The 13257-nt window shown below is 35.8% G+C and carries 9 protein-coding genes and 2 riboswitches; of the genes, 7 read left to right on the top strand and 2 right to left on the bottom strand.

Annotated elements, in window-relative coordinates:
• Together gcvT and TTHE_RS09670 are read right to left on the bottom strand one after the other, a co-directional pair.
• Nucleotides 1-1113 carry a glycine cleavage system aminomethyltransferase GcvT gene (gcvT, locus tag TTHE_RS09675; protein WP_196793618.1) on the bottom strand — a complete coding sequence of 371 codons (1113 nt, stop codon included), beginning with the start codon at nucleotides 1111-1113 and terminating at the stop codon, nucleotides 1-3.
• 64 nt (nucleotides 1114-1177) lie between these two features.
• A riboswitch (glycine riboswitch) is annotated at nucleotides 1178-1246 on the bottom strand.
• 3 nt (nucleotides 1247-1249) lie between these two features.
• Nucleotides 1250-1350, bottom strand: a riboswitch (glycine riboswitch).
• A gap of 244 nt (nucleotides 1351-1594) precedes the next feature.
• Nucleotides 1595-2452, bottom strand: a complete 858-nt coding sequence (locus tag TTHE_RS09670) for an N-acetylmuramoyl-L-alanine amidase family protein (RefSeq protein ID WP_013298400.1) — start codon at nucleotides 2450-2452, stop codon at nucleotides 1595-1597.
• Between the two features lie 128 nt (nucleotides 2453-2580).
• Here TTHE_RS09670 and TTHE_RS09665 point away from each other — a divergent pair, with 128 nt between their 5' ends.
• From TTHE_RS09665 to TTHE_RS09635, 7 genes are all read left to right on the top strand, one after another.
• Complete coding sequence (locus TTHE_RS09665) at nucleotides 2581-3279, top strand: coenzyme F420-0:L-glutamate ligase (protein ID WP_013298399.1); 699 nt, start codon at nucleotides 2581-2583, stop codon at nucleotides 3277-3279.
• 357 nt (nucleotides 3280-3636) lie between these two features.
• On the top strand, nucleotides 3637-6414 hold the full coding sequence (locus TTHE_RS09660) for a cation-translocating P-type ATPase (RefSeq protein WP_013298398.1): 2778 nt from the start codon (nucleotides 3637-3639) through the stop codon (nucleotides 6412-6414).
• 9 nt (nucleotides 6415-6423) lie between these two features.
• Nucleotides 6424-7071 (top strand): potassium channel family protein, encoded by a 648-nt coding sequence (locus TTHE_RS09655; RefSeq protein ID WP_013298397.1) that lies wholly within the window; start codon nucleotides 6424-6426, stop codon nucleotides 7069-7071.
• A 70-nt stretch (nucleotides 7072-7141) separates the two neighbouring features.
• Nucleotides 7142-7801, top strand: coding sequence for a potassium channel family protein (locus TTHE_RS09650; RefSeq protein ID WP_013298396.1), 660 nt, complete (start codon nucleotides 7142-7144; stop codon nucleotides 7799-7801).
• A gap of 195 nt (nucleotides 7802-7996) precedes the next feature.
• Entirely contained in the window at nucleotides 7997-10132 is a 2136-nt protein-coding gene (locus TTHE_RS09645) for a sodium-translocating pyrophosphatase (RefSeq protein WP_013298395.1), read from the top strand.
• A gap of 287 nt (nucleotides 10133-10419) precedes the next feature.
• Entirely contained in the window at nucleotides 10420-12498 is a 2079-nt protein-coding gene (locus TTHE_RS09640; protein WP_013298394.1) for a ribonucleoside triphosphate reductase, read from the top strand.
• Entirely contained in the window at nucleotides 12495-13178 is a 684-nt protein-coding gene (locus tag TTHE_RS09635; protein WP_013298393.1) for an anaerobic ribonucleoside-triphosphate reductase activating protein, read from the top strand. Before TTHE_RS09640 ends, TTHE_RS09635 begins: the two co-directional genes overlap by 4 nt.
• The last annotated feature ends 79 nt before the right edge of the window (nucleotides 13179-13257 follow it).

The raw sequence follows: 13257 nt of genomic DNA, 5'->3' as shown, positions 1-13257 counted from the left end.
CTATTTTTTGTAATTTTTCTTATAAAAGTTTTTGCTTGTTACGATAGCTTTTAAAGGTTTATTTCTTATTATTATACTTATTTCATTGCCAATGTTGGCAAATTTGCTGCTTATTAAGGCCATTCCAATATTTTTCTTCAAAGTAGGCGATAAATATCCAGTTGTTACATATCCGATTTTTTCACCTTGTGCGCATACATCATAGCCATGGCGTGGTATTCCGTTTTCTATCATTTCAAAACCTACTATCTTTCTTTTTAGTCCATCTTGCTTTTGCTTAAAAAGAGCATCTCTACCTATAAAAGCTTTCTCAAATTTTACAAAAGAACCTAATCCAGCTTCCAATGGGGTTATCTCATCAGAAAGCTCGTTACCGTAAAGGGGAAGACCTGCTTCAAACCTTAATGTATCTCTTGCACCTAAACCAGCTGGTTTAATTCCAAATTCTTCTCCAACAGCCAAGATTTTTTCCCACATTGATTGAGCATAATCATTTCTCAAGAATATTTCAAAACCATCTTCGCCAGTATAACCTGTTCTTGAGATTAGGCAATTTACTCCAGCCAAATTGATTTTGTCAAAGTGGTAATATTTCATGTCATCTAAGTTGTACTCTGTCGTTTTTTGAAGTATTTCCTGCGCTTTAGGCCCCTGCAGCGCTAGTTCAGAAACCTCATTTGATATGTTTTTTACTGCAATATTGTAGCCGCTTTTGTTTTCAAATATCCAGTTGTAATCCTTATCTATGTTGCTAGCATTGACTACCAACATGTATTTTTCATTGGAAAATTTGTAAACAAGTAAGTCATCAACTGTGGTGCCGTTAGCATAGCACATAGGAGAATACATTGCCTGATTATCACTTATCTTTGCTATGTTATTTGAGATAATGTAGTTTATGAATTTTTCAGAGTCTTTGCCTTCTATTATTAATTCTCCCATATGTGACACATCAAAAAGTCCTGCACTTTTTCTGACTGCTTCATGCTCTTTTAGTATGCTTTCATACTGTACAGGCATTGCAAAACCTGCAAAATCTATCATTTTTGCCCCGTATTTCAGGTGTGTTTCGTAAAGAGGTGTTTTTTTAAGATTATTGTCCAAATAGCTCATTCCTTTCTATTTAAAAGTAGAAAACAAAAAAAGGAATATGAAGATAAGTGTCATCATCATATTCCTCTGTATCTAGACCTGAGAGTTTCTACACAAAGGTATTGCCCCATCGGTGCCAAATGGCTTTCCAGAGTCCCATCAAATAGCGATTAATTTGCCTGAGAGATTTTATGAGGCCATGACACACCTCATATTGCTCCTTCGGCCACCATAAAAGGTGTCTCTCGCTATTTTCATTTGGATTTTATTAAATTCGTACTACTAGTATATTATAGTGTAGTGAAATTATTAATTCAATATATTTTAATACGTTTTGCAAATTAAAGGTTTTTATATTTTAAAAACAAATAAAATTCAGTTTACAAGAACTGAAGTTAGTGATATAACGTTCTAATAAAGAATACAATGTTTTGAAGGAGAATGAAAAAAAACAAAATATAATATGCGTATTTATTTAATCTCTTATTTGCTTTATCCAAACTTATTGGAGATATGTCAATATTCCGTTAAATATGGCTAATGCAATTTTGCTTTTATAATCAATATCCCTCAGATGTGCGTCATCTAATCGGCTGTTTTCGATACCGGGTATGACTGTAACTGTAGCGGCGTCTTTCCTTGTGCCATTATATTTTGTCGGATGCATGCCTAGGTTATCCAAGGGAGATTTTCTTTCTATGGATTTATTCAGCAATTCTGCAAGTTTTTTAGACTTTTCATTGTCTTTGTCATAGTAGACTTTAAAACCACTTTCGTTTTTTGTCGATATTTCTGTCGTTAGGTTAATAATCACATCACCTTTAAAATCACCATTCGATATATTTTCGCTATAATTAATCATTGAAATTAATACATCTGCTTCTAATAGAGTAAGTAATTCTTTTGTTTTTTTTGAAATATCCATCATTGGTATATGCGATGATAGATTCGTTGGACTTTTTGTTGTCTTTTTATATACGGGATTTAAGATTATCTTTTTTCCTTTAAGAATATTTTTTAAAGGTGTTCTATCAACAAAAAAGTTTAATTTTGCTGGAATTCCGTCTATAGATTCTATTTCATAACTTGTTTCCGTTGATAAATCAATTTTAACTTCTACATTATTGTCATTGGAGCTTATGAAGATTTTATTGATTATCCCATCGTCAATTGCATAAGAACCACTTGGCATATTAAGTAAAACATCGTGAAATCTTATTTTATAATTTTTGCCTTCTTTTTTTATTTCATATTCCGGAATGACAGAAGAAAAATCAAAACCTATTAAGCTTTTGTTGTCTTTAATACAAGGATTGCCAGCTTTTGTATCAAGTCTTACATTAGTTAATACATTAATCAAATAAAAAATCTCCTTTCTCTTATATTATTGACATAAATTTGATATAAATGTGATATAATTATTGTGTACAATCTTAATATATCACAAAATCAAAAAAATGGAAGTAAATTTTATGGGGGTTATATTAATTGACGTACGGCAAGATTCCAATAAGAACCCATATTATAACGAAAGATGACAATATAGTAGATGTCGTCTCAAAGTATACGAGAAATATTGCTGAAGAAGGAGATCTCATAGCTATCGCAGAAAGTGTTGTAGTTATAACACAGGGAAGAGCATACCTTCCGGAAGAGATAAAGGTAGGATTATTAGCTAGGATTTTGTGTAGATTTACAGGTAGAAATGGCAGTTTGACTTCGCCGCAGGCGATGCAATGTGCGATTAATGAAGTAGGATGGCTTAGAATTCTTGTGGCTTCATTGATAAGTGCAATAGGAAAGATATTTAAAAAGAAAGGGCTTTTTTTCAAAATAGCAGGAAGAAAAGTAGCTCTTATTGATGATGTTGCCGGAACAATGGCCCCATACCACAGATACATAGTGTTAGGACCTGCCGATCCTGATTTAGTGTGCAATGAGATAAAAGAAAAGACAGGTGTCGATGCTGTCATAATTGATGCTAATGACTTGCACTGTGCTGATTGCATTGGTGCATCGAAAGGCGTCTCAAAATCGTATGTTGAAAAGCTGTTTTTAGACAATCCATCAGGAAATTCTGAGCAGCAGACGCCGATTGTTGTAATTAAATCGTATAAAGAGCAGAAACTTGAAAGCTTAAACGATGTAAGAAGCGAAAAAGAATTGCATGAGATTTTGCAAAATTAATTAAGATATGTAATAAAGATTAATAATATATCAACTATAGTAAATCTTTTTGTGAGCAAGTATAGATGCATTTTTCTATAGTTGATTTTTTTTATTTTGTGCAATTAAGCATTCATGCAATAAATCGAGATTAATAAACAAAATATATAATAGATATCGATGGAATGAAAATGTATAGCTTTAATTGAGCTTTATATGGCTAAATTAAAGCTTTAATCTGTCAATTAATAATGTTATACTGGAGAAAAATGTATGAGGTGATTTTTATGCCGTTATGAAGTTTAATGCGAAATTTATTATAGAGAGAATTATTAACTATAAGGAGGTGTGAAACCTGTTTAATACAGGTTTGCTGCTTTGAAGATTGATGATATATTTAGATTGACAGAAGATGAACTATTTAGTGAACTGAATACATCTATAAAGGGTCTTTCTACAGATGAAGTAAATGAGCGACTTCAGAAATATGGATACAATGAAATAAAAGAAGTCAAAAAATCATCAATGCTGTCTAGGTTTATAGCAAATTTTACTCATTTATTGGCAATACTCCTTTGGATAGCCAGCATACTTTCTTTTATTGGAGGAATGCCGCAGCTAGGATGGGCAATAATACTTGTCATAATCGTAAATGCTTTATTCAGCTTTTGGCAGGAATTTAAAGCAGAGCAGGCTACAGAAAGCCTTAAAAAGATGTTGCCATCGTACGTGAAAGTGATAAGAAATGGTCGTCAGGAGCAAATTTTAGCACGGGAGTTAGTACCTGGAGATCTTATATACCTTGAAGAAGGCGATCACGTGCCGGCTGATGCTAGGCTTATAGAGGCTTTTGAAATGCGGACTATTAATGCTGCATTGACTGGAGAATCTGAGCCTGTTAGAAGAACATCTGATGTAGTTTTAGATGAAGATGTCTCACTGTTGCAGTCACCAAATATAGTGTTTATGGGAACAAATGTAGCATCAGGTTCTGGAACGGCAGTAGTTTATGCAACGGGCATGAATACGCAATTTGGCAAAATTGCCTCTTTAACGCAGACAATAAGTGTAGAACAGAGCCCGCTTCAAAAACAGTTGACGAGAGTTGCAAAGGTTATTGCACTTTTATCTCTTGTGATGGGGGTATTCTTTTTCCTCCTGGGCTTGTTTATGGGAAGGTCCTTAGTCGATACGTTTATGTTTGCAATAGGCATTATTACTGCTAATGTGCCTGAAGGATTGCTGCCGACAGTGACATTAGCGCTTGCCATGGGTGTACAGCGAATGGCTAAAAGACATGCGCTTGTAAAGAAACTTTCCAGCGTTGAAACGTTGGGGGGAGCGACTGTCATCTGTACAGATAAGACAGGTACGCTGACGCAAAATGAAATGACAGTCAGAGAAATCTGGACCCCAGTTGCATTTTACAATGTAAGCGGTGTTGGATACGAGCCGAAAGGCGACTTTTATGTGGATGACAAAAAGATAGACAGCAAAAATCTTCCTGATGAGCTGTCATTGCTTTTGAAAATAGGTTTGCTGTGCAACAACAGCCGGTTAGTTAGGCCTACGGATGAGAACCCGTCTTGGAGTATAATTGGTGACCCAACCGAAGGTTCATTAGTGGTACTGGCGGAGAAAGCAGGATTTACATTAGAAGAAATGTTGAGGGAATATCCAAGGATATCTCAACTTCCTTTTGATTCCAGGCGGAAAAGGATGACTTCTATTCATAAGTATGGAAAAGAAATCTACGTATTTACTAAAGGTGCGCCAAAAGAAACACTTTCAGTTTGCAGCTACATTTTTAAGGGCAGCGAAGGGGTAAAGAAATTAGAACAATCGGATATCGATAATATAATAAAGCAGAATGACAAATTTGCTGAATCCGGGCTTAGAGTACTTGCAATGGCATATAAAATAATGGATAATGAGAATAAAGAATATACAGTAGAAGATACAGAAACTGACTTAATCTTTGTCGGATTAGTAGCTATGATGGATCCACCGAGGCCTGAAGTTGAATTGGCTGTTAAACAGGCCCATAAAGCTGGCATAAAGATTATCATGATAACGGGTGACTACGGATTAACAGCAGAATCTATTGCTAGGAGAATTGGCATAGTAAAAGGGCCTAGACCAAGGATAATAACTGGCAATGAACTTGATAAAATGTCAGATGAAGATTTGAAGAAAGAATTGAAGAATAAAGAAATCATATTTGCCAGAGTTGCTCCAGAGCACAAAATGAAAGTTGTCGCTGCATTAAAAGAAATGGGTGAAGTCGTTGCTGTTACTGGCGACGGTGTTAATGACTCACCTGCATTAAAAAGGGCTGACATAGGTATTGCAATGGGTAAATCAGGTACTGATGTTGCAAGGGAAGTTGCAACAATGGTCTTGACAGATGACAATTTTGCTAGCATAGTTAATGCTATTGAAGAAGGCAGAGCGGTTTACGACAACGTAAGGAAATTTATAACATACATTTTTGCGCATTTGACACCAGAGGCTATACCTTATATACTGTTTTCTCTATTTAATATTCCTGTCCCAATAACGGTAATGCAGATATTAGCAATAGATTTAGGAACGGAGACGCTGCCGGCTCTTGCACTTGGAGTTGAGCCGCCTGAACCGGGTGTTATGGATAGGCCACCTAGATCACCTAAAGAAAAATTATTAAACTTGTCCCTATTCCTAAGAGGGTATGTTTTACTAGGAATAATTAGCTCGATAGCAGTTCTATCAGGTTATTTTTGGGTTTTATTAAGCGGAGGTTGGCACTGGGGCGAGACGCTTCCACTGACAGATCCACTGGCAAGAAAAGCTGCTACAATGAGCTTCTTAGGGATAGTTATTATGCAGGTGGCTAATGTGTTTGCCTGCCGCACTGAAGTTGCTTCTATGTTTAGCGTCAGTCTTTTTAAGAATAGATTATTAAATATTGGCGTAATATTTGAAATAGTACTTACTGCATTGCTTATATATATTCCGTTTTTGCAGAAAATATTTGACACCTATCCTGTTTCATTAAAGCACTGGCTGTTTTACGTAGCATTTATGCCGATACTTATTGGGGCAGAGGAGATCAGAAAATATTTCTTGCGCAAAAAAATTGCATTAAATGAAAAGGAGGTGAAAGGCTCTATATGAGCCTGATTTATGAATATAATTGTTGCAGGATGCGGCAGGCTTGGTGCTGAGTTAGCTCAGATATTAGATTCTGACGGTAATCATGTTGCTGTTATAGATAGAGACAAAGATGCTTTTAAAAGATTGAAGTCGTCTTTTAAAGGTGAATTCATAGAGGGGATTGCATTTGACAAAGCTACTTTAATAAAAGCTGGCATTGAACATGCTGATGCTGTTGCTTCTACTACTAATGGCGATAATACAAATATTGTTACAGCTTTGATTGCAAAAAAGAAATTTAAAATACCAACGATAGTAGCCAGGATATACGATCCTATTCGAGCGGAAATATACAGAAAAATGGGTATAAATACGGTTTCACCTACTTTGTGGGGCGCAAATAAGATAAAAGATTTGATATGTCATCCTGATCTTTTTAGAGTATCGTCGTTTGGCAGTGGTGAAGTAGAAATAATTGAAACGGAAGCGACAGCATTCTTGGATGGCCGTCATGTAAGAGATATAGCTATACCATCTGAAATAAATGTTGTCAGTATAGTCAGAGACGGCATAGCACTTATACCAACGCATAGTACGACTTTTAAAAAAGGCGATAAAATATTTATAGCTTTAACAGCTTTCGGGAAGACAAAGATAAAACAAATGCTTATGTCGTAGAGATTTTAATAGGAGGTGAAAGAACCTGACGGGAACAATGCAATAAAGTTTCCAAATAGCAGGTTACGATATGTCGATAATGATTGTTGGTGCTGGACGATTAGGTTCATACCTAGCTCAATTGATGGAGGAAAGAAATGAGAAAGTCGTTGTTGTTGAAAAAGATGAGTCTAGAATTGAAAAACTTAAAAGAGAATTAAAGTGCAATATTGTAGTTGGAGATGGCTGTAATTCAGATACATTAAAAAAGGCAGGGATTATCGGTACTGAGATAGTTGTTGCGGCAACTGGCCATGATGAAGATAATCTTATAATATGCCAGCTTGCCAAGTATGAATTTGGTGTATCAAGGGTGGTATCCAGGATAAACAATCCAAAAAATGAGTGGCTTTTTACAAGGGATATGGGCATTGATGCAGCCGTCAGCAGTGCCAGAATTATTGCAAAATTAATTGAAGAGGAGACAGAAATCAGCGGGCTTACGACTGTAATGAATCTTGCAGAGGGGAAAATATCGATTGTCAGAAGCATGGTGGAGAAAGATTCAAAGGCTGCAAATAAGATGATTAAAGATTTGATGCTTCCCGGTAACTGTGTGATAATGTCGATAGTTAGAAGTAATAAAGTTTTGTTGCCAAATGGCAGCACGTATATTTTGCCTGGCGATGAGGTTTTAAGCGTTGTTAGCGATGAGAGCAAAGAAAAACTGAAAGATTTGTTTGATGTGTAATAAAGTTTAAATGAAGGCTGATGGCATTTATTTGCTATTAGCCTTTTTTATTTCTTTATATGTAGGCTGCTTATGAATAATTTTATTGTTAAATAGATTATTTAAAATATTTTATAAACAATTGGAGGAATTTTCATATGTGTGTAGAAATAATATAATAATAAAAATATTATTTAATATAAGGAGATGGTCTAATTGAATTCCTATCTTTTTCTAATCTATGGAGTTGTTATCATTGCAGCTCTTGCCATCATTGGTTTTATTAGGTTTATTTTTACACAAGATAAAGGTGACGAGAAGATGCAGCAGATTTCAGACTCCATAAAGGAAGGCGCAATGGCTTTTCTAAACAGGCAGTATAAAACGATAACAGTGCTGGCTTTGATTGTGGCTGTTTTAATCATAATAGCAAATTATTACGGCCATCAATCAGAAGGAGCAGGTGCTGCTATTAGCTATGCATGGCATGTAGGATTGGCCTTTATATCGGGAGCTTTGTGCTCAGCTATATCAGGCTACATAGGCATGTACATGGCAGTTAATTCAAATGTTAGGGCAGCAAGTGGTGCAAGAAAAGGTCTTAATAAAGCATTACAGATTGCTTTAAGAGGAGGAGCAGTGACAGGCCTTGCAGTGACTGCGTTGTCTCTGTTTGGTGTTGCTACATTGTTCTTTGCATACGGTGGAGCATCAGGTCAGCAAGAATTGGTAAAAAATGCTCCATCTTTAATAGTGGGATTTGGATTTGGTGCTTCATTTGTAGCATTGTTTGCACAGCTAGGCGGTGGTATTTATACAAAAGCTGCTGATGTAGGTGCAGACCTTGTCGGCAAGGTAGAAGCAGGCATTCCAGAGGACGACCCAAGAAATCCTGCAGTAATCGCTGATTTGGTTGGCGATAACGTTGGAGACTGTGCCGGAAGAGGAGCTGACCTTTTCGAGTCAACAGCCGCTGAAAATATAGGTGCAATGATATTGGGTGTAGGCTTGTATCCTGTCTTTGGATTAAAGGGAATACTGTTTCCACTAGTGGCTCGTGCTATTGGTATTATTGCTTCAATTATTGGAATTGTATTCGTAAACACAAAAGATGAATCAAAAGATCCTATGATAGCTTTAAACAAAGGATATTTTATTACGACAATAGTAAATCTAATTGTTCTCTTCTTTGCAGTGAAGGTTATGCTTTCCGGACATTTGTCAAATGGCTCTGAAGTTAACTATTTACTTCTCTATGGTGCAGCAGTTGCAGGTATATTATTAAGCTATGTGTTTGTATTTTTGACAAATTACTACACTTCTATGAGTAAAAGACCAGTTCAAGAAATTGCAAAGGCTTCAACAACCGGAGCTGCTACAAATATAATCACAGGTATTTCTGTAGGTATGGAGTCTCCGGCACTTCCTGTACTGTTTATTTCAGCAGCAATAATTATTGCATATAGGCTTGGTCAGCTTGCACTTCCTAATATAGCCACGGCAGGCTTCTACGGTACTGCTATAGCTACAATGGGAATGCTGTCTACAACTGCTTATATATTAGCAATGGATACATTTGGACCTATCACTGACAATGCTGGCGGAATCACTGAAATGTCCGAAGCTCCTGAGTCAGTTAGGCTTGTGACAGATAGACTTGATGCATGTGGAAATACGACAAAAGCTTTGACAAAAGGATATGCAGTAGGATCTGCAGCTTTAGCTACTTTCTTGCTTTTCTCTGCATACCTTGATGAAGTAAAGAAAATATTAGGCAAACCTATCGATTCTTGGTTTGCTGTAGATATAGGTAAACCTGAGGTTTTCATAGGAGCATTTATAGGAGCTATGATAGTATTTCTCTTCAGCTCTACAGCTATAAGAGCTGTTGGCAAAGCAGCCCAGTATGTCATACTGGAGGTAAGAAGGCAATTTAAAGAGAATCCAGGCATAATGGAAGGCACATCAAAGCCAGACTATGCAAAAACAGTAGACATTGTTACAAAAGGCGCATTGAAAGAGATGGTCATTCCAGGACTTATAGTCGTTGTTGCGCCGATACTAGTTGGAATTATACTTGGCAAAGAATCTGCAGCAGCTTTTTTGATGGTTGGCACTATTTCAGGCGTAATAATGGCGTTGTTCTTGAATAACGGCGGCGGTGCTTGGGATAATGCTAAAAAATATATTGAATTAGGTAATTACGGTGGCAAAAAGTCTGAAGCCCATAAAGCTGGCGTTGTAGGTGATACAGTAGGTGATCCATTTAAAGATACAGCAGGTCCTTCCTTGCACGTTTTGATAAAACTTATAAGCACTATCACGTTGGTATTTGCATCTTTGTTTAGATAAAAATTGTAAATATGTTGCACTAAAAAGGTGGAGTTTAATGCTCTGCCTTTTTATGTTGTACTAATCAAATGAACTGTATATGGATGTGAAAGTTTATTATATTTTTATTGACGTAACTGTACAACAATGATATACTATATATTGGTGTTGTGATATTTATATACACAATATATAGAGTTAATATTGGAAAATTTCAGATATGTGTGCTTATTTAATTAACTCATTAAATTGGTGCAGCTTTTAGGTGGGATTATTTTTACGGAAGATAATTTAATGGAGGGTTTAAATTGGAAAACGCAATGAAGGTTATTAAAAGAAATGGTATGGAAGAAGAATTCAACAAGGAAAAGATTGCAAATGCTATATACAAGGCGTTTGAAGCAGTCGATGAAGGAGAATACAATGATGCCTTAAAGATAGCGGATGAAGTCACAAAATACATAGAAGAAAATTTTGATGGATATGCAAATGTAGAACAGATTCAGGACATAGTTGAGCAGTTTTTGATAAGAGGTGGCTTTGCAAAAGCTGCAAAAGCATATATCTTATACAGAAAACAGCATCAAGATATGAGAGAATTTAAAAACATGTTTATGGATATTGAAAAGATGGTTGATGAATACATAGGGAAATTGGACTGGAGAGTAAATGAAAACAGCAACATGAGTTACTCGCTTCAAGGGTTAAATAACCATATAGCAAGCACGATTACAGCAAATTACTGGTTGAATAAGATATATCCAAAAGAAGTAAGAGATGCCCATGTAAATGGTGATTTGCATATCCACGATTTAAGCCTTTTATCAGTGTACTGCTGCGGATGGGATTTAAAAGATTTGCTTATTTCGGGATTTACCGGCGTAGAGGGAAAAGTGCAAAGTAGACCTCCAAAGCATTTTAGGTCGGCTTTAGGACAGATAGTGAACTTCTTCTATACACTTCAAGGTGAAGCTGCAGGTGCACAGGCATTTTCTAATTTTGACACTTATTTGGCACCGTTTATATATTATGACAAGCTGTCGTATAAAGAAGTAAAGCAGTCATTACAGGAATTTATTTTTAACATAAATGTTCCAACAAGAGTAGGGTTTCAAACACCATTTACAAATATAACGATGGATTTGGTTGTTCCTGATATATTGGCTGATGAACCTGTCATAATAGGCGGCAAAGCCATGAATAGATCGTATAAAGAATTTCAGAAGGAAATGGATATGCTTAATATGGCATTTGCTGAGGTCATGATGGAAGGGGACGCAAATGGAAGGATATTTACTTTCCCTATACCAACTTACAATATAACGAAAGATTTTGATTGGGAGAGCCCTGTTATAGATAAAATTATGGAGATGACTGCAAAATACGGCCTTCCATATTTCAGCAATTTTGTCAACAGTGATCTAAACCCAGAAGATGCAAGATCAATGTGTTGTCGTTTAAGGCTTGATAATAGAGAGCTTAGAAAGCGTGGAGGCGGTCTTTTTGGAGCAAATCCACTTACAGGATCAATTGGCGTCGTAACGATAAACATGCCAAGAATTGGGTATTTATCAAATTCAAAAGAAGAGTTCTTTGAAAGATTAGGAAAACAGATGGATATAGCGAGAAAGAGCCTTGAGATAAAAAGAAAAGTGCTGGAGAATATGACTGAAATGGGATTATATCCATACTCAAAGTTTTACTTGAGGGATATAAAAAAGAGGTTTGGCTCATACTGGCAAAACCATTTTAATACAATAGGATTAATTGGCATGAATGAAGCACTTTTAAATTTCATGGGATGTGGTATTACAAGTGAAAAAGGCAGAAATTTTGCTATAGAAGTTTTGGATTTTATGAGAAATAGATTAGAAGACTATCAGATAGAGTCAAATTACCTTTATAACCTTGAAGCATCACCTGCTGAAGGTGCGTCGTACAGACTGGCGAAAAAAGACAAAGAGTTTTATAAAGACATCATCACTGCAGGAGGAGATGTGCCGTATTACACAAATTCTACACAGCTTCCTGTCGACTTTACAGATGACATATTTACGGCTCTTGATTTGCAGGATGAGCTTCAGACAAAATACACAGGTGGAACTGTGTTTCATGGTTTTTTAGGTGAAAGCATAAGCGATCCCGATACATGCAAAGCATTGGTGAAAAAGATAGCATACAACTATAGGCTTCCTTATTATACCATTACGCCTACATTCTCCATATGCGACAACCATGGCTATATATCAGGAGAACATTTTAACTGTCCGCAATGTGGCAATGAATGCGAAGTATACAGCAGGGTTGTGGGATATTACAGACCGCTTCAAAACTGGAATGAAGGCAAAAGAGAAGAGTTTTCTGATAGGAAGGAATTCGCAATATGATATATGATTACATGATGGTGTCGTTGGCAGATTATCCTGGAAAGGTTGCATCTACTGTTTTTACAAGTGGATGCAACTTTACATGTCCTTACTGCCACAACAGCCAATTGATTGATTTGCAGAAACCTATAAAAAGTGAAGAAGAATTTATAGATTATCTAAAGAAAAGAAAAAATCTCATAGATGGCGTTTGCATAACAGGCGGAGAGCCTACACTTTGGAAAGACTTGAAAAACTTCATTAAAACAATAAGAGATTTAGGATTCAGCGTCAAGCTAGACACAAATGGCTCCAGGCCTAATGTAATAGAAGATTTGCTGAATGATAATCTTTTGGACTACATTGCTATGGATGTAAAAGCACCTAAAAATAAATACGGTTTATTCGTAAAAAACAATGAAGATATAGGGAGAATTGTAAAAAGCATTGATTTAATTAAAAACTGTGGAATAGATTATGAATTCAGGACGACTGTAAATAAAAAATTGCTTTCTACAGATGATTTTTTATCTATAGCAAATATGATATCTGTTTGCAAAAGATATGTACTACAAAGATACAAATACTCAGAAGGCGTATTAAATAAGGATTTGTGCGGTGAAGAGCAGTGCGACATTGAATATTTGTTGATGATAAAAGAGATGATAAATGATAAAATCGAAGAAATACTGATAAGATAGTATTGTTTAAAAGGAGATTATCTCCTTTTTTTGTTTTAGAAAAAAATCATAAATGGTGTATAATTTAAGTAGATGGTTA

This window comes from Thermoanaerobacterium thermosaccharolyticum DSM 571 (assembly GCF_000145615.1).
GTDB classification, from domain to species: domain Bacteria; phylum Bacillota; class Thermoanaerobacteria; order Thermoanaerobacterales; family Thermoanaerobacteraceae; genus Thermoanaerobacterium; species Thermoanaerobacterium thermosaccharolyticum.
This window is presented reverse-complemented; position numbering and strand designations above follow the sequence as displayed.